Source organism: Pseudomonas sp. CK-NBRI-02, assembly GCF_008124495.1.
GTDB classification, from domain to species: Bacteria; Pseudomonadota; Gammaproteobacteria; order Pseudomonadales; family Pseudomonadaceae; genus Aquipseudomonas; species Aquipseudomonas guariconensis.
The window spans coordinates 171,335-188,379 of record NZ_VSJH01000008.1; the positions used below are offsets into that span (position 1 = coordinate 171,335).

General features: G+C 59.9%; 20 protein-coding genes and 2 tRNA genes. 19 read left to right on the forward strand and 3 right to left on the reverse strand.

What is annotated here, in order from left to right; translation table 11 throughout:
• Positions 1 to 5: 5 nt before the first annotated feature.
• From DQ397_RS08565 to DQ397_RS08585, 5 genes are all read left to right on the forward strand, one after another.
• Positions 6 to 81 (forward strand) — tRNA-Phe (locus DQ397_RS08565).
• 216 nt (positions 82 to 297) lie between these two features.
• Positions 298 to 759, forward strand: coding sequence for a DUF4234 domain-containing protein (locus DQ397_RS24495; protein ID WP_043211030.1), 462 nt, complete (start codon positions 298 to 300; stop codon positions 757 to 759).
• A 79-nt stretch (positions 760 to 838) separates the two neighbouring features.
• Positions 839 to 1,159, forward strand: a complete 321-nt coding sequence (locus DQ397_RS08575) for a hypothetical protein (protein ID WP_043211028.1) — start codon at positions 839 to 841, stop codon at positions 1,157 to 1,159.
• A 143-nt stretch (positions 1,160 to 1,302) separates the two neighbouring features.
• On the forward strand, positions 1,303 to 2,310 hold the full coding sequence (gene ppk2, locus DQ397_RS08580; RefSeq protein WP_043211024.1) for a polyphosphate kinase 2: 1,008 nt from the start codon (positions 1,303 to 1,305) through the stop codon (positions 2,308 to 2,310).
• Between the two features lie 90 nt (positions 2,311 to 2,400).
• Positions 2,401 to 2,844 carry a hypothetical protein gene (locus tag DQ397_RS08585; protein WP_043211022.1) on the forward strand — a complete coding sequence of 148 codons (444 nt, stop codon included), beginning with the start codon at positions 2,401 to 2,403 and terminating at the stop codon, positions 2,842 to 2,844.
• A 131-nt stretch (positions 2,845 to 2,975) separates the two neighbouring features.
• On the opposite strand, the gene gabP is transcribed toward DQ397_RS08585, so the two are convergent.
• Complete coding sequence (gabP, locus tag DQ397_RS08590) at positions 2,976 to 4,376, reverse strand: GABA permease (RefSeq protein ID WP_043211020.1); 1,401 nt, start codon at positions 4,374 to 4,376, stop codon at positions 2,976 to 2,978.
• Positions 4,377 to 4,981: 605 nt separating this feature from the next.
• Between gabP and DQ397_RS08595 the strand changes: the two genes are divergently transcribed.
• The 5 genes from DQ397_RS08595 to DQ397_RS08615 all read left to right on the forward strand — a co-directional run bounded on the left by DQ397_RS08595 (position 4,982) and on the right by DQ397_RS08615 (position 9,318).
• Positions 4,982 to 5,755, forward strand: a complete 774-nt coding sequence (locus DQ397_RS08595) for an ABC transporter ATP-binding protein (RefSeq protein ID WP_043211018.1) — start codon at positions 4,982 to 4,984, stop codon at positions 5,753 to 5,755.
• Positions 5,756 to 5,766: 11 nt separating this feature from the next.
• Positions 5,767 to 6,519 (forward strand): ABC transporter substrate-binding protein, encoded by a 753-nt coding sequence (locus DQ397_RS08600; RefSeq protein WP_043211016.1) that lies wholly within the window; start codon positions 5,767 to 5,769, stop codon positions 6,517 to 6,519.
• A 55-nt stretch (positions 6,520 to 6,574) separates the two neighbouring features.
• A complete protein-coding gene (locus tag DQ397_RS08605) occupies positions 6,575 to 7,267 on the forward strand; it encodes an ABC transporter permease (RefSeq protein ID WP_043211015.1) in 693 nt (230 codons plus the stop codon).
• Positions 7,267 to 7,956, forward strand: a complete 690-nt coding sequence (locus DQ397_RS08610; protein WP_043211013.1) for an ABC transporter permease — start codon at positions 7,267 to 7,269, stop codon at positions 7,954 to 7,956. Before DQ397_RS08605 ends, DQ397_RS08610 begins: the two co-directional genes overlap by 1 nt.
• Positions 7,957 to 8,082: 126 nt before the next feature.
• The gene (locus DQ397_RS08615) at positions 8,083 to 9,318 is read left to right on the forward strand and encodes a methyltransferase (protein ID WP_372240740.1); all 1,236 of its coding nucleotides are present in this window, start codon (positions 8,083 to 8,085) and stop codon (positions 9,316 to 9,318) included.
• A gap of 223 nt (positions 9,319 to 9,541) precedes the next feature.
• Here DQ397_RS08615 and mdtI read toward each other — a convergent pair whose 3' ends face one another.
• Together mdtI and DQ397_RS08625 are read right to left on the reverse strand one after the other, a co-directional pair.
• A complete protein-coding gene (gene mdtI, locus DQ397_RS08620) occupies positions 9,542 to 9,859 on the reverse strand; it encodes a multidrug/spermidine efflux SMR transporter subunit MdtI (RefSeq protein ID WP_043211010.1) in 318 nt (105 codons plus the stop codon).
• Positions 9,853 to 10,212: a multidrug/spermidine efflux SMR transporter subunit MdtJ gene (locus DQ397_RS08625; RefSeq protein ID WP_043211007.1), complete on the reverse strand. Its 360-nt coding sequence runs from the start codon at positions 10,210 to 10,212 to the stop codon at positions 9,853 to 9,855. Before DQ397_RS08625 ends, mdtI begins: the two co-directional genes overlap by 7 nt.
• 447 nt (positions 10,213 to 10,659) lie before the next feature.
• Between DQ397_RS08625 and DQ397_RS08630 the strand changes: the two genes are divergently transcribed.
• The 9 genes from DQ397_RS08630 to DQ397_RS08670 all read left to right on the forward strand — a co-directional run bounded on the left by DQ397_RS08630 (position 10,660) and on the right by DQ397_RS08670 (position 17,014).
• Positions 10,660 to 11,241, forward strand: coding sequence for a hypothetical protein (locus tag DQ397_RS08630; RefSeq protein WP_043211005.1), 582 nt, complete (start codon positions 10,660 to 10,662; stop codon positions 11,239 to 11,241).
• Positions 11,242 to 11,250: 9 nt separating this feature from the next.
• Complete coding sequence (locus DQ397_RS08635; protein WP_043211003.1) at positions 11,251 to 11,457, forward strand: helix-turn-helix transcriptional regulator; 207 nt, start codon at positions 11,251 to 11,253, stop codon at positions 11,455 to 11,457.
• Positions 11,458 to 11,475: 18 nt separating this feature from the next.
• Positions 11,476 to 11,856, forward strand: coding sequence for a hypothetical protein (locus DQ397_RS08640; protein WP_043211000.1), 381 nt, complete (start codon positions 11,476 to 11,478; stop codon positions 11,854 to 11,856).
• Positions 11,857 to 11,877: 21 nt separating this feature from the next.
• Positions 11,878 to 12,126 (forward strand): hypothetical protein, encoded by a 249-nt coding sequence (locus tag DQ397_RS08645; protein ID WP_043210998.1) that lies wholly within the window; start codon positions 11,878 to 11,880, stop codon positions 12,124 to 12,126.
• A gap of 87 nt (positions 12,127 to 12,213) precedes the next feature.
• Positions 12,214 to 12,289, forward strand: a tRNA-Thr gene (locus DQ397_RS08650).
• A gap of 126 nt (positions 12,290 to 12,415) precedes the next feature.
• Entirely contained in the window at positions 12,416 to 12,616 is a 201-nt protein-coding gene (locus tag DQ397_RS08655) for a DUF3079 domain-containing protein (protein ID WP_043210996.1), read from the forward strand.
• A 134-nt stretch (positions 12,617 to 12,750) separates the two neighbouring features.
• Positions 12,751 to 13,970 (forward strand): IS3 family transposase gene (locus tag DQ397_RS08660; RefSeq protein ID WP_148921530.1). Its coding sequence is split into 2 segments (ribosomal slippage): positions 12,751 to 13,099 and positions 13,099 to 13,970, totalling 1,221 coding nucleotides; the frame shifts between segments, so codons are not numbered across the junction.
• A gap of 104 nt (positions 13,971 to 14,074) precedes the next feature.
• Positions 14,075 to 15,294 (forward strand): IS3 family transposase gene (locus DQ397_RS08665; protein ID WP_148921530.1). Its coding sequence is split into 2 segments (ribosomal slippage): positions 14,075 to 14,423 and positions 14,423 to 15,294, totalling 1,221 coding nucleotides; the frame shifts between segments, so codons are not numbered across the junction.
• A 334-nt stretch (positions 15,295 to 15,628) separates the two neighbouring features.
• A complete protein-coding gene (locus tag DQ397_RS08670) occupies positions 15,629 to 17,014 on the forward strand; it encodes an NAD(P)/FAD-dependent oxidoreductase (RefSeq protein WP_043208353.1) in 1,386 nt (461 codons plus the stop codon).
• Positions 17,015 to 17,045 lie beyond the last annotated feature (31 nt).

Below are 17,045 nucleotides of genomic sequence, written 5' to 3' on the forward strand. Positions count from 1 at the left end.
CCGTCGCCCAGATAGCTCAGTCGGTAGAGCAGAGGATTGAAAATCCTCGTGTCGGCGGTTCGACTCCGTCTCTGGGCACCAAGTGCCAAACCCCAGGTAACGCAAGTTGCCTGGGGTTTTTTAATGCCCGCGACTTTTGCAACGAAAGTCTGGCGTCAAAATAGCCATGTGCTATCATTCGCGCCGCGCTGCCCCCGCCTTGCAGCGCACACCCCAAGGACGATGGTTGAGCAAGGAATGCCTCATCAGACAGCCGATGCCTCAGCCCGTTTTTTCCTCTCGAAAATCGGAAGCGCCATGACATCCCCTGCCGAACTCATGAACAAGGTCAATCGCAAGACACTGCACCTGGTACTGCTGTGCGCGGCCACCGGCGGCCTGTACCTGCTGATCTGGCTGTACAAGACCAACCAACACCTGCGCGAAGCCACTGGGCAGACGGTCTGCAGCGAGACCTACATTATCTGGATCTGCGTCTGCATGGGCCTGAGCGGAGTGTTCATCGACAATCCCGAACCCTTCCTGGTCGGCATCGGCGCCCTGCTGAGCATCGCCAGCGGCGTATTGTTCATCGTCTGGGCATTCAATGCCCGCAGCCTGCTGATGACCTATGCCAACGCCCAGCAGCAGCCTTACTTCTCGATGAACGCCTTCTACACGTTCCTGTTCAACGCGTACTACATCAATTACTGCATCAACGAACTGGGCGAGAACGCGCAGCGCCAGCAACCGATCCATGCGCAGCCGGCACAGCCCTGATCCACGAACGCCAACCGGCACAAGGATTTGCATGTCAGCCCGCCCATGCATTGAAAAGCGGGTGTACAAGGAGAGATAAATGGCCTACACGTCGATCATGTTCAAGAACCCGAAAACCGGCGCGCTGAAAGAAGCCCCGGTCGGTTTCTCCTGGACCACCTTTTTCTTCGGTTTCTTCCCGGCGCTGTTCCGTGGTGACTGGAAGTTCGGTGCGATCCAGTTCGTACTGCAGATGCTCACCATGGGCCTGAGCTCGCTGGTGTTCTGCTTCATCTACAACAAGCTGTACATCAAGGACCTGATCGGTGCTGGCTTCCAGGCGCAGTCGATCTCCAAGGGCGACATGGACTACGCCGCCGCCAAACTCGGCCTGCAAATCCCCGCGCTGACCGCAGCCTGAGATTCCTGTACCCCATGGCTAGCTAGCCATGGGGTTACGGCAGCACAGCGCAAAGTGCGCGACGTTGATCGACATCAAACAGCCATCGCTCGCCGCGCCCTAGCCTATCGGGTGGACATTCGAACCCACCCCAAAGGACTGCCATGAGCGACGACGCCACGCCTCTGCCCCCTCCCACTGCCGATGCGACGCCCAGCATCACGCCAATCGCCCGCAACCGCCCACCTCGCAGACGCCAGACTGCCGCCAAGACCACCCCAGAGCCGAGCATCAGCGCCATCAGCCAGCAGCCGGCAGCGCTGGAGGTGGCCTCGGCGCGGCGCGGCAGCAATGAAGACAGCACCTCGGCGCGCCTGCCGGCCAGCTACCCCTACCGCACGCGCCTGCGCCGCCAGGACTATGAGAAGGCCAAGCACGCCCTGCAGATCGAGCTACTCAAGGTCCAGAGCTGGGTCAAGGAAACCGGCCAACGCGTGGTCATTCTGTTCGAAGGACGCGACGCGGCAGGTAAAGGCGGTACCATCAAGCGCTTCATGGAACACCTGAACCCACGCGGGGCGAGGATCGTCGCCCTGGAAAAGCCCTCCGAGCAGGAGAAGGGCCAATGGTACTTCCAGCGCTATATCCAGCACCTGCCGACCGCGGGCGAAATGGTCTTCTTCGACCGCTCCTGGTACAACCGCGCCGGCGTCGAGCGGGTGATGGAGTTCTGTACCCCGTTGCAGTACCTGGAGTTCATGCGCCAGACACCGGAGCTTGAACGGATGCTGTGCAACAGCGGCATCCTGCTGTTCAAGTACTGGTTCTCGGTCAATCGCGAAGAGCAGCTGCGCCGCTTCATCTCGCGCCGGGACGATCCACTCAAGCACTGGAAGCTCTCGCCCATCGACATCAAGTCGCTGGACAAGTGGGAGGACTATACCGCCGCCAAGGAAGCCATGTTCTTCCACACCGACACCGCCGACGCGCCGTGGACGGTGATCAAGTCCGATGACAAGAAGCGTGCGCGGATCAACTGCATCCGGCATTTCCTGCATTCGTTGGACTACCCGGGCAAGGACCATAGCATCGCCCATGCACCGGATCCGTTGCTGGTCGGACGGGCCTCGCGGGGGTTCGAGGAGGATGAGCCTCCCTCGCTCGTCAGTTGAGCCTTGGGCCGCAAGCCGGCCCCTTGGGTTTCTTCGGCAATTACGCTTCAATACGCGCATTTTTCCAGACACCCCCAAGGATTCGCCCCAATGGCCTCCAACACCAAGCAGCAAAAACGCGCCAAGCGCGCCGCCACCAAGGCCAAGCAGAACCGCATGGTGCGCAGCGGCCAGGCGGTCAAGGCCAGCGCCGGCGACAGCGCCAGCGTCGAGCAGGTCTTCAACAAAGCCATGGACTCAGGCAGCTACAACAGCCTGTTTGACAAGATGAAGGAAGCCCAGCAGAACGGCCTGGTGCCGATGATCTCGGTGTTCCTGGTCGATCCGCTGCTGGCTCTGGTGCTCAAGGGCCACAAGGAAGAACACGCCACCGACTACATCGTCATGGTCTTCACTGCTTATCGCAAATGGCTCGACGGCAGCGACGAAGATGCCACCATGGCCTGGCTGGAAAGCGACGAGTTCCAAGAGGCCTATGTGGCAGCCTCCGAAGCGGTCGCCAAGCAGCAACAACAGCAGAAGCAGTTCGGCTGAAGATCGCCGGCAGCCCAAACCCGCCCCACAAGCTTCTGTGGGAGTGGATCTACCTGCGAAAACGCCGATACAGACAAACGAAAAGGCCGTGCCCTTCACAGGACACGGCCTTTTTTGTTCAACAGCCCGGATCAGTTATCCAGCGCCACCTGGCCCGCTGCCTGGCCTTCGGCCTTGCGCTTACGCTGCACCAGCAGACCGGCAGCGACCACGCCAATGCTGAGCAATGCGGTGGCGATGATCTCGGCGCGATGGTCTTCGCGCAGCGCCATCACCACCAAGATCGCGACGATGAACGCGATGGTCGCCCAGGTCAGCCCCGGGAACAGCCACATCTTGAAGGCAATCTTCTCGCCCCGAGCTTCACGCTGGCTGCGCATGCGCAGTTGCGACACGGCAATCACCAAGTACACCAGCAGCGCGATGGCGCCGGAGCTGGCCAGCAGGAATTCGAACACCGCAGCCGGAGCCACGAAGTTGGCGAACACGCACAGAAACGCCGCCGCTGTGGACAGCAGGACCGCCCAGTGCGGAGTGCCCGCCTTGGTGGTGCGCTGCGCCATGGCCGGCGCATCGCCGCGCTTGCTCAGGGAGAACAGCATGCGCGAAGAAGTGTACAGCGCCGAGTTCAGGCAGCTGGTCACGGCGATCAGCACGACGATGTCGACGATCAATTTGGCGTTCGGCACGCCGATGCGGCTCAGGACGGTCTGGTAGGAACCGGTCTCGGCCAGGGCTGGGTCGTTCCATGGCACCAGGGCCACGACCAGGAAGATCGACACCAGGTAGAACAGGCAGATACGCCAGATCACCGAGTTGGTGGCGCGGCTGATCTGCTTGCCCGGGTCTTTGGATTCGGCGGCGGCGATGGTGACGATCTCGGTCCCCATGAACGAGAACATGGTGGTCAGCATGGCGGCCAGCACCGCGCCCAGACCGTTGGGCATGAAGCCCTGGGTATCGAATAGATGGCTGACACCGCTGACCTGGCTATTGGGCACCAGGCCGAACATGGCCACACAGCCAACGACGATGAAGCCGATGATGGCCAGTACCTTGAGCAGGGCGAACCAGAACTCGAACTCACCGTAGTTCTTCACGCTGCACAGGTTGGTCAGGGTCAGCGCCAGCGTAATGATGAGCGAGAAGGCCCAGAGGTCCACGGCGGGGAACCAGGCATGCAGGATGGCCGCCGCAGCATTGGCCTCCAGTGGGATCACCAGGACCCAGAACCACCAATACAGCCAACCGATGGTAAAGCCTGCCCAGCGCCCGATGGAGCGGTCGGCATATGTGGAGAAGGAACCGGTATCCGGCGAGGCGATGGCCATCTCGCCGAGCATGCGCATCACCAACACCACAAGGGTGCCCGCCGCAGCATAGGCGAGCAGAACGGCAGGACCTGCCGCAGCGATGGCGTGGCCGGAGCCAACGAATAGACCGGCGCCGATTACGCCAGCGATGGACAGCATGGTGACATGCCGTTGCTTGAGCCCCTGAGCGAGGTCATTGGAATTGTGCTTACCGCTCATAAAACTACCTTTGTAAGGAGTGGACCACCCGAAATGCTTAAACGGAGCGCGCCCGGGGTTGAGGTAGGCGTCGCTGCATTCGGTGGTTTCCGTATGGCAATAAGCGGGCCAGCCACGAATCACGCTCGTCAGAATTCGCTGATGGCCAAGCGCTCCGGGCCTCGCAGGCCTTTCGGCCATGCCTTGACCGAAAGGTCGTCAAATTTTCTTGCCAAGCCCTGATTACTGAAATACCCACTTACAAATGCACCAAAGGTGCCCCACGGTAACACCCGTGCACAAAAAACGATCAACAGAAAGTGCAACCTTAAGGAGCAACCCAAGCCCCGCACACTCACGCGCAAAGTACTACCCGGCCAAAAACGGCTTCCCACACACGTCCAAAGCTGGCACCATCGCGCCTTTTTTCATCAAGGCTCCGGTGCTGGGGACGTGCGCGCGGACATCCTCGCGACAGTCCGCTGCAACGATGCGACAAAGTATCCCGCCAGCGACCCGAGCCACTTGCGACCTGGTTGGCCGCCATTACGCCGCTATGCTAGCTTGGCGCTCGCCAGGAAGGCCGCCAACAGCTGGGAACGCACCCGAACACATGAGGACCGCACATGGCCCAGGCCACGCCCGCGCTGGAAATCCGCAACCTGCACAAACGCTACGGCGAGCAGGAGATTCTCAAGGGCATTTCTCTGACCGCACGCGACGGTGACGTGATCTCGATCCTGGGGTCGTCCGGTTCCGGCAAGTCCACCCTGCTGCGCTGCATCAACCTGCTGGAGAATCCCCACCAGGGGCAGATCCTCGTCGCCGGTGAAGAGCTCAAGCTCAAGGCGACCAAGACCGGCGACCTGATCGCCGCCGACAACCGCCAGATCAACCGTCTGCGCAGCGAAATCGGCTTCGTCTTCCAGAATTTCAACCTGTGGCCACACATGTCGATCCTCGACAACATCATCGAGGCGCCACGTCGCGTGCTGGGCCTGAGCAAGGCCGAGGCCATCGAGGCCGCCGAGGCACTGCTGGCCAAGGTCGGCATCCATGACAAGCGCCACAGCTACCCCGCCCAGCTTTCCGGTGGCCAGCAGCAACGCGCGGCCATTGCCCGGACCCTGGCCATGAAGCCCAAGGTCATCCTGTTCGACGAGCCGACCTCGGCGCTCGATCCGGAAATGGTCCAAGAAGTGCTTAACGTTATCCGCGCATTGGCCGAAGAAGGCCGTACCATGCTGCTGGTGACGCACGAGATGAACTTTGCCCGCCAGGTGTCCAGTGAAATCGTCTTCCTGCACCAGGGCTTGGTCGAAGAGCAGGGATCGCCGCAGCAGGTGTTCGAAAACCCGACCTCGGCGCGTTGCAAGCAATTCATGTCCAGCCACCGCTAACGGAGCAACACATGCAGACCTATAAGAAATTCCTCCTGGCCGCTGCCGCCACGCTGGTCTTCTCGGCCAATGCCATGGCCGCGGAAAAACTGCGCATGGGTATCGAGGCGGCCTACCCGCCGTTCAACAACAAGGATGCCAGCGGCAACGTGGTCGGCTTCGACAAGGACATCGGCGACGCCCTGTGCGCCAAGATGAAAGTCGAGTGCTCGGTCGTCACCTCCGACTGGGACGGCATCATCCCTGCACTGAACGCCAAGAAGTTCGACTTCCTGGTGTCCTCGCTGTCGATCACCGACGAGCGCAAGCAGGCCGTCGATTTCACCGACCCCTACTACTCCAACAAGCTGCAGTTCATCGCCCCGAAGAACGTCGACTTTAAGACCGACAAGGCTTCGCTCAAGGGCAAGGTGATCGGCACCCAGCGCGCGACCCTGTCCGGCACCTGGCTGGAAGACAACTACGGCGATGACGTCGAGGTCAAACTCTACGACACCCAGGAAAACGCCTACCTGGACCTGATCGCCGGCCGCATCGACGGCATCCTGGCGGACAAGTACGTGCAGTACGAGTGGCTCAAGAGCAAGGACGGCCAGAACTTCGAGTTCAAGGGCGAGCCTGTGGTCGACAGCGACAAGATCGGCATTGCCGTGCGCAAAGGCGACCCGCTGCGCGAGAAGCTGAACAAGGCCCTGGCCGAAATCAAGGCCGACGGCACGTACAAGAAAATCAACGACAAGTACTTCCCGTTCAGCATCGAATGATTCACCCAGACCAGCGCCGCCTTGCGCGGCGCCGGTCCCTTGAATGCACCTGCCCATGAATATCGACCTGCACGGATTCGGTCCGGCCATGATGGCCGGCACCCTGATGACCGTAAAACTGGCGCTCTGCGCCCTGCTGCTGGGGCTGGTCCTGGGCCTGCTCGGCGCCCTGGCCAAGACATCCCCGGTCAAGCCGCTGCAATGGCTTGGCAGCACCTATTCGACGTTGGTGCGCGGTGTGCCCGAACTGCTCTGGGTCCTGCTCATCTACTTCGGCACCGTCGGGCTGATGAACAGCCTTGGCGAAGCCTTGAACATGCCGGGCCTCGAGCTCAGCGCATTCGCCGCCGGCGTGATCGCCCTGGGCCTGTGCTTCGGCGCCTACGCCACGGAAGTCTTCCGCGGCGCGATCCTGGCCATCCCTAAAGGGCACCGCGAAGCGGGCCTGGCGCTGGGCCTGTCCAAAGGCCGCATCCTTTCGAAGATCATCCTGCCGCAGATGTGGCGCATCGCCCTGCCCGGCCTTGGCAACCTGTTCATGATCCTGATGAAAGACACGGCGCTGGTGTCGGTGATCGGCCTCGAGGAAATCATGCGTCATGCGCAGATCGGCGTGACCGTGACCAAAGAGCCGTTCACCTTCTATGCGGTCGCCGCGTGCATCTACCTGAGCCTGACCATCATTGCCATGACCGGTATGCACTTCATGGAAAAACGCGCCGCTCGCGGCTTCGTGAGGGCCGAGTAATGAACTGGGAAGTCATCATCAAGTGGCTGCCACGCCTGGCCCAGGGCGCGACCCTGACTCTGGAGCTGGTCGCCATCGCTGTTATCGCCGGGCTGATCCTGGCCATTCCACTGGGCATCGCCCGCTCCTCGCGCCATTGGTATGTACGCGCAGTGCCCTACGGCTACATCTTCTTCTTCCGCGGCACACCGCTGCTGGTGCAGCTGTTCCTGGTGTACTACGGCCTGGCCCAGTTCGATGCGGTGCGCAGCAGCGCGCTGTGGCCGTACCTGCGCGATCCGTTCTGGTGCACCGTACTGACCATGACCCTACACACCGCCGCCTACATCGCCGAGATCCTGCGTGGCGCACTGCAGGCCATCCCGAAAGGTGAAATCGAGGCGGCACGGGCGCTGGGCATGTCGAGGGGCAAAGCCATGTTCTACATCATGCTGCCGCGCGCCGCGCGCATCGGCCTGCCAGCCTACAGCAACGAAGTGATCCTGATGCTCAAGGCCAGTGCCTTGGCCAGTACCGTCACCCTGCTGGAGCTGACCGGCATGGCGCGGACCATCATCGCCCGCACCTACCTGCCGGTGGAGATCTTCTTTGCTGCAGGCGTGTTCTATCTGGTCATCTCCTTCGTACTGGTCCAGGGCTTCAAGGTGCTCGAGCGCTGGTTACGCGTGGACGCCTGCCAGGGGCGTTGAAACTGTAAAACCCGGGGGCCGCCTTGCGGCCCACCGCAGGCTCCGCATCGTCTGAACCTGTAGGAAATGGCGAAGCCTGCGAAGGAGCGCAACGCGCTCCCCTTTCAACAGCGCTGCGGTGCTTGAATGCAAACCATCCCCTACCTTCACGGCCCTCACCTGCTCGAGCGCTTCAAGGCACTCGACCATTTCCTTCTCCAGCATCAGCAGCTATGGCGCCCGCGCCCCTTCACTCAGCTGCATCTGGAATGGGAGGCCCAGCACCCTGAACTCGCCACCTGGCTGCGCCAGCGCACCCTGGAACAAGCCGAAGCCGTCCAGCAGAATCCCGAACAGCTGCCGGCGCCAGCGCCCTTCGCACAACTGGCCATTCGCGCCTCGCAGTTGTCCGCTCTGGGCGAGCTGCCCGATGCTGGCCTGCACCCGGCCGGCCATCGTCTGGACGTGAATGTCCCGGGACGCAAGTGGCAACAGATCGAGGCCTTCACCCGTCGCCTGGCCTTCCACCAGCCCACCGGTCATTGGTTGGACTGGTGTTCAGGCAAAGGCCACCTGGGCCGACGCCTACTGCAGCCCGGCCAACGGCTGACCTGCCTGGAGTACGACGTCGAACTGGTCACTGCGGGAAGCGCCCTGAGCGAACATCATCACCTGCCGGCCACTCATGTACACCAAGATGTGCTGGCACCAGACAGCCACCGTCACTTGGACAGCAGCAAGAGCGCCGTCGCCCTGCATGCGTGTGGGGAGTTGCATGTGCGGCTGCTGCAATTGGCCAGCCAGCAAGGTTGTCGGCAGATTGCCGTCGCGCCCTGCTGCTACAACCGCATTCCGGGGAAGGTGTATCAGCCGATGTCTTCGGCGGCCCAGGCCTCGGCCTTGCAGTTGAGCCAGGAAGACCTGGGCTTGCCGCTCAACGAGGCGGTGACTTCCAGCGCCCGTGTCCGACGTCAGCGTGACATCTCGATGGCCCGCCGCTTGGGCTTTGACCTGCTGCAACGCCAGCAGCGGGCCATCGACGAGTACTTGCCAACACCCTCGCTGCCGACTAATTGGCTGGACAAGCCTTTCGAACAGTACTGCCGCGATCTGGCCGAGCTTCGGCACGTCCAGATCCATGATGCGCCCGACTGGGCGGCGCTTGAGGCCGCCGGCTGGCAACGCCTGGCACAGGTGCGCAATCTGGAGCTGCTGCGCAACCTGTTTCGCCGCCCGTTGGAAATGTGGCTGGTGCTGGACAGGGCCCTGTTTCTCCACGAGCGCGGCTATGACGTGCGCATGGGTGTGTTTTGCGACTACCCCCTCACGCCTCGCAATCTGTTGCTGATTGCAGAGCGCAAAGAAGACGTGCCGTCCAGTTGAAAGCCTGTGGATAACTCTGTGAACAAGCTTGTGATGAATATCACGAAAACGGGGATCCAACCGCTATTTCAGCGCGTTCGCTTATTCCAGGCAGCGAGCCAAAACCAGTAAAAACAGGCCTTTGCGCAAAGACCAGCGGATAAGTCAAGTGGCATGCCTTTCGCGCAATGTTGGCATGCCGCTTGTGCATAAACGCGCCGGACTCGTGCCAATCGCGTGATTTTCAGGCCATTTTCAGCAGGCTCATGCCTAGCAAGAGCAAAGCCAGGCCCAGCCATCCGCGGCCAGCCAGGCGCTGACCAAACAACGCCCAACCCATCGCCACAGTCGCCAGGATGCCAAAGCCGCCCCAGATGGCGTAGGCGAGCGACAGTTCGATGTCCTGAACGGCCTGGGCCAAAGCGGTGAACGCCGCCAGTACACTCAGGATCGAGGCAAAACCCAGGCCTTTGCGACGGAAACCGTCTGAGTATTTGAGCAGAAGGTTGGCCAGTACTTCCAACACGATGGCCAAACCCAGCCAGGCAAAGGGGATCAACATGGCAGGCCCTCCGCTTCGCGCACAGCAGGAGTGCTGCGGGTACCGGCCTTGACCAGCAGGATGCCGGCGATCATCACCGCCAGGCCCAGGGCCTTGGTCCAACCCAGGCTTTCACCAAGCCAGACCACACTGACCACGGTGATCAGAACGATACCGATTCCTTCCCACAAGGCATAAGCCACGCCAACCGGCACACGCTTTACCGCAAGGGCCAGGAAGAAATACGACAGACAGATCATGACGTACATGACGACATGCCCCATGACGGGGAAATGTGTGGCGGCGAGTTTCATCGACGCCGTACCGATCACCTCTGCGGTGATCGCGACGAACAAATAGATCCAGGAACGCATGGTGCCCTCCCATGGGCGACAGCGGCCGAGCGCACAGGCATCGGCACGAGACACAACGTTTAAGGCTGCAGGTCGAGGGAGGGGCTAGAGGTCGCCGGTCCAGTGACGCTCACGGGAAACCAGGCGGGAAGTGGAGAGTAGCTTGAAAGCTTTACTGTTCAACATAATGAACAGCACATTAGCTGAGCTGATCGAATAAGTCAAAACGATAGACTGAGACTAACGAAATTTCGCGTTGAGGCAAGCATTCCCAGGAAAAAGCCCCGTAAAGCCTGCTGAAAGGTTCGTAAATTATATTATTCATCCTATACAAAACGCTGCCGCTACCAAGTGACTGATTCCCCTGCGGCAAAGCGTCGCCAGCTTAAACAAAATGAAATTAATTATTGTGTAGCGATAATTTTTCACCAATAATCCGCCCCGTTCATCACAGTACGGAGGCACCCCATGAACGACAGCAGATCAGTGGCCTACGCGCGTTCGCGCTTGCGCATCATCGGCGTCTTTGCCGCTTTTCTGGCCTGGGCCACCGGTGCAGTCGAGCTTTTCGGCACACCGCTGCTCTGGGTCTTCGACTATCCCGACACAGTCGCGGCCTACCTGCAGGGCCATGGCATCAACATGCCTCTGCTCCTGGAAGACGGCTACCAACCCTCGAGGCTCGCCATGGGTCTGGTACTGGCGCTGGAGATGATTCCGACAGGGCTCTCTGTGCTGAGCCTGCTACTCACAGGCTTGTTCTTCTTGCGCTTGTCCAAGGGGCACACCTGGAGCCTGGCCAACATCCGCATGCTCTGGCGAGTCGGGCTGCTGTGCATCGGCGCTCCGCTGCTGTGGCCAGTGATCGATACCCTCCAAGGCCTGGCCCTGGCCATCGACCTGCCCGCCGGGGAGAGAAGCTTCGTCGTGTCGATCGGTGTATCATCCGAGGCTGTCTACGAGATCATGAAAGGCATCCTGCTCTGCGCCTTCTCGCTGCTCATGCGTGACGCCAAGACCCTCAGCGATGAACACAACTGTTATGTCTAGCCGCCCCCTATGCCGATAATCATCCGCCTCGACGTCGTCATGGCCAGGAACAAGATCCGTTCCAAGGACCTGGCGGAAATCATCGGCATAACGGAAGCGAACCTGTCACTGCTGAAGAACGGCAAGATCAAGGGTTTCAAGATCGAGACCCTCGAGAAGCTGTGCCGCGCGCTGAACTGCCAACCGGGCGACCTGCTGGAGTTCAGCGAGGAATGATCAAGGACCGTTGTACCCGTGGACACCCAATACCAACGCTTCGCCATCCTGGTGCTGGCGAGCCTGCTGCTCGGCGGCTGCGGCCCATCCTACACGTATAGGTATTCGCCACCGCCCAGCCCACATGGGCTCGCTTGCATCAATAACTGCGCGATGCAACGCAATCACTGCAAACAACTGGCCCGCCTGGAAGAAAACAGCCAGCGCGCCCTGTACCAGGCCGAGCTGAGGGCCTACCAGTACTGCAAGGACAGCAAGCCGAACAAGAACACGCGTCATAGTTGCCCCTATCCCAGCTATCCGTTTTTCAACTCCGCAGGCTCCGAATGCCAGCCTGATTACGACAGCTGCTACATGGCCTGCGGCGGCACCATCCAGCGAATTCTGAACAACGACTGACCCAGAACGGACATCGACAACGTGATCCAGACCAAGCCCTTTGCCCTGCTGTGCTGCGCCCTGGCCCTGAGCGGCTGCGCCAGCAACACCCACTCGCCCAAGACCTCGTCCCTCGACTGGGACATGCCCGGCATGCAGTTGGGCGGCGACAGAGGCCTGCCCCTGCGCGCCGAAACACCCTGCCGCAAGCGCGGCTGCGACAACGACAAGCTGTTCTTCAACCCCGCCCAGGCCGAGCCCAGCGTCAACAGCATCCACCGCGGCTGGTAGGAAAACGCTGCTTTCCCGGCAATGGCGTAACCTATTGGAAGGAATAGGTTTACACGCGCCAACCGATCGCTATAATGACGCCCCATTGCCGGTATAGCTCAGCTGGTAGAGCAACTGACTTGTAATCAGTAGGTCCCGGGTTCGATTCCTGGTGCCGGCACCATACGCAGTATCAAAAAAGGCTCACCTTAACGGTGGGCCTTTTTTGTTTGCGTCGTTGACGCCAATCAACCTCTCCCCACGCATACCGCTTAGCCTGAAATCCCCAGGCCAGAACGGAGCATGCGCCATGGCCAAGAAATTCCCACACAACCCCAGCCACCCCGAGCGCATCTGCTGGGGCTGCGACCTGTATTGCCCGGCAAAAGCGCTGGCCTGTGGCAATGGTTCTGAACGGACCCAGCACCCGGCGGAACTGTTCGGTGAAGACTGGGAGCGCCAGCCCCAGCAGAACCAGGCGCTACTGCCGCATGCCGATGACAAACCTTGAAATGCTTTCCCTCGATGCGTTATAGCTAAAAAGGCATCCATAAAGAAAAGAGGCACTACAAGCCCCCATGCACGAGATCACTGTCCCGTCCTGAATAAGGTTTACACCTTTCCCCCGAGAATCTGGAGACCTCGATGGTGCATGGTGTGAAGCGAACACAGCGTGATTACTCGCTGACTTTTAAATTGGCTGTAGTGGATCAGGTCGAAAAAGGTGAATTGACCTGTACTCAGGCCCAGGAGCGGTACGGTATCCAGGGCAAATCTACAGTTCTGGTATGGTTGCGTAAGCATGGTCGGCAGGATTGGAGCCAAGGGGCGTCGATCCGGGCCGAGAGGAGCTGCGCGATGTCCGACCCCAAAACGCTCACTCCAGAGCAGCGGATCAAAGAGCTTGAGCAGCAGCTTGAGCTGATGAGCCAGAAGGCTCAGTTCTTTGAGACCGTCGTTGATGTCCTGAAGAATGACTACGGTGTATCGGTCGTAAAAAAGCGATCCGGCAAGTCCTCTCGCAAGGTCAAGTCGCAGGACTGAGCATTGCCAGGGCTTGTCAGTTTCTAGGCATTAGCCGGCAGGCTTATTACAAGCGCAATCGAGCTGCCGACAGTAAAGCTCATCAGGCAGATCGGGTTGTCGAGTTTGTTCAGAAAATCCGGATGCGTCAGCCGCGACTGGGTACACGGAAACTGCACTATCTGCTGCATTGCCAGCCTGATAAACGAGTCCAAGTTGGCCGAGACCGGCTGTTTGAGGTTTTGGGCGAGCGCCGCTTGCTGGTGCTGCCCAAGCGGGCGTATCACAAGACAACCCAAAGCTATCATCGCTTCTACCGTCATCCCAATCTTCTCAAAGCAGGCCCAAATCAGGTAGTTCCGTCAGGGCCAGAGCACGTCTGGGTGGCGGATATTACCTACCTGCCCTCCAGAAGCGGCCCGCTGTACCTGAGCCTGGTAACGGATGCATATTCCAGAAAGATTGTTGGCCATCATGTCCATGAAAGCCTACATGCCGAGTCGGTTGCACAAGCCTTTAGACAGGCCCTGCGCAAGCGGCGGCGCCACCAGCCGTTAGTCCATCACTCCGACCGCGGTATTCAATACTGCTCAGCGCTATACCAGTCGCTGCATACAAGGCACGGAGTTCATTGCTCGATGACTGACGGGTACGACTGCTACCAGAACGCTCTAGCCGAGCGCATCAACGGAATCCTCAAAACAGAGCTGTTGCTGAGTAACCCAGAAGATCTGGAGCAGGCACGGAAGATGGTTGATGAGGCCGTGCAGATCTATAACACGGAGCGGCCTCACATGGCCCTGAAACACAAAACGCCCGATGCGGTGCATCGGGCGTTTTGAGGCCTACCGGCCTACCTGAACAGGTGTAAACCTATTTCAGGACTAGACACATGTCCCGTCCTGAATAAGGTTTACACCTTTCCCCCGAGAATCTGGAGACCTCGATGGTGCATGGTGTGAAGCGAACACAGCGTGATTACTCGCTGACTTTTAAATTGGCTGTAGTGGATCAGGTCGAAAAAGGTGAATTGACCTGTACTCAGGCCCAGGAGCGGTACGGTATCCAGGGCAAATCTACAGTTCTGGTATGGTTGCGTAAGCATGGTCGGCAGGATTGGAGCCAAGGGGCGTCGATCCGGGCCGAGAGGAGCTGCGCGATGTCCGACCCCAAAACGCTCACTCCAGAGCAGCGGATCAAAGAGCTTGAGCAGCAGCTTGAGCTGATGAGCCAGAAGGCTCAGTTCTTTGAGACCGTCGTTGATGTCCTGAAGAATGACTACGGTGTATCGGTCGTAAAAAAGCGATCCGGCAAGTCCTCTCGCAAGGTCAAGTCGCAGGACTGAGCATTGCCAGGGCTTGTCAGTTTCTAGGCATTAGCCGGCAGGCTTATTACAAGCGCAATCGAGCTGCCGACAGTAAAGCTCATCAGGCAGATCGGGTTGTCGAGTTTGTTCAGAAAATCCGGATGCGTCAGCCGCGACTGGGTACACGGAAACTGCACTATCTGCTGCATTGCCAGCCTGATAAACGAGTCCAAGTTGGCCGAGACCGGCTGTTTGAGGTTTTGGGCGAGCGCCGCTTGCTGGTGCTGCCCAAGCGGGCGTATCACAAGACAACCCAAAGCTATCATCGCTTCTACCGTCATCCCAATCTTCTCAAAGCAGGCCCAAATCAGGTAGTTCCGTCAGGGCCAGAGCACGTCTGGGTGGCGGATATTACCTACCTGCCCTCCAGAAGCGGCCCGCTGTACCTGAGCCTGGTAACGGATGCATATTCCAGAAAGATTGTTGGCCATCATGTCCATGAAAGCCTACATGCCGAGTCGGTTGCACAAGCCTTTAGACAGGCCCTGCGCAAGCGGCGGCGCCACCAGCCGTTAGTCCATCACTCCGACCGCGGTATTCAATACTGCTCAGCGCTATACCAGTCGCTGCATACAAGGCACGGAGTTCATTGCTCGATGACTGACGGGTACGACTGCTACCAGAACGCTCTAGCCGAGCGCATCAACGGAATCCTCAAAACAGAGCTGTTGCTGAGTAACCCAGAAGATCTGGAGCAGGCACGGAAGATGGTTGATGAGGCCGTGCAGATCTATAACACGGAGCGGCCTCACATGGCCCTGAAACACAAAACGCCCGATGCGGTGCATCGGGCGTTTTGAGGCCTACCGGCCTACCTGAACAGGTGTAAACCTATTTCAGGACTAGACACACACGTATCTATCGGTCCCATGGCCCGCTTGCCGCTCTGCTTGGCAAGGCCACCGGGCCCTTCCCTGCCGTTATCCGCTCTACCCTCGGCTGCTCTCCTCTCTCGACGCTGTTCCACACGCTGTCGATTCCACCTCGAGACATGCTGCTGGCGCACAAGCGCAAGCGCCCCGTGCCTCCACCTGCCTGCTGACACCTGAAGTCTTCACCCATCCACAGCCCTAGGCCTATTGCCGTTCGGGGTTGGGGAGGTTTTGCCTTTTTTCGTGTTTACAGGACATCCTCATGACTATTCGCGTTGCCATCATCGGCGCCGGCCCGTCAGGCCTGGCGCAACTGCGTGCTTTCCAATCCGCCCATGCCAAGGGCGCACCTATGCCCGAAGTGGTCTGTTTCGAAAAACAGGCTGACTGGGGCGGCATGTGGAACTACACCTGGCGCACTGGCCTGGACCAGCATGGCGAACCGGTCCACGGCAGCATGTATCGCTACCTTTGGTCGAACGGCCCGAAGGAGTGCCTGGAGTTCGCCGACTACAGCTTCGACGAGCATTTCGGTCGGCCGATTTCTTCGTATCTTCCTCGCGAGGTGCTGTGGGACTACATCCAGGGCCGAGTGAAGAAGGCCGGTGTGCGCCAGTACATTCGCTTCAACACCGTGGTCAAGGCCGTGCGCTTCGATGACCAGAGCCGCACATTCACTGTCACTGCCCATGACTACGCTCAGAGTCAGGGCATCGAGCAGGTGTTCGACTACGTGGTGGTGGCCAGCGGGCACTTCTCCACGCCGAACGTGCCGTCGTTCCCGGGCTTCGAGCGTTTTTCAGGACGCATCCTGCATGCCCACGATTTTCGCGATGCATTGGAGTTCGCCGGCAAGGACGTGCTGATCGTCGGCAGCAGCTACTCGGCCGAGGACATCGGCTCGCAGTGCTACAAGTACGGTGCCCGCTCGATCACCAGCGCCTATCGCACCCAACCGATGGGCTACCAGTGGCCCAAAGGGTGGAAAGAGCGACCGCAGCTACAGCGGGTCGAAGGCGACGTGGCGCACTTCGCCGACGGCTCCAGCAAGCGGGTCGATGCGATCATCCTGTGTACCGGCTACCAGCATCACTTCCCGTTCCTGCCTGACGAGCTGACCTTGCGCACCGACAATCGTCTGTGGCCGCTGGGCCTCTACCAAGGCGTGGTCTGGGAGGCCAACCCGCAGTTGCTGTATTTGGGCATGCAAGATCTCTGGTACAGCTTCAACCTGTTCGATGCCCAGGCCTGGTTCGCCCGTGATCTGATGCTTGGCCGCATCCAACTGCCGGACCAAGCCGCCATGCAGGCCGACAGTGCGCGCTGGCGTGCCGAGGAAGAAGCCTTGGAGAGCACCGCCTCGATGTACCAATTCCAGGGGCGCTACATTCAGCACCTGATCGGACAAACCGATTACCCAAGCTTCGACATCGATGCAGTCAACCGCATCTTCCTCAAATGGAAGCACGACAAGAAGCACGACATCATGGGCTATCGGGACCGCTCCTACCGTTCGGTGATGACCGGTACCGCTGCGGTGCCGCACCATACTCGCTGGCTGCAGGCGCTGGACGATTCGCTGGAGGAATACCTGCGCGAGACGGCAGAGCCCGGTGATGTGCAGGTCCTGAGGCAGGACAAGCGCTGACGCGCGCCCGCGACCGAACACAAGCCGCGCG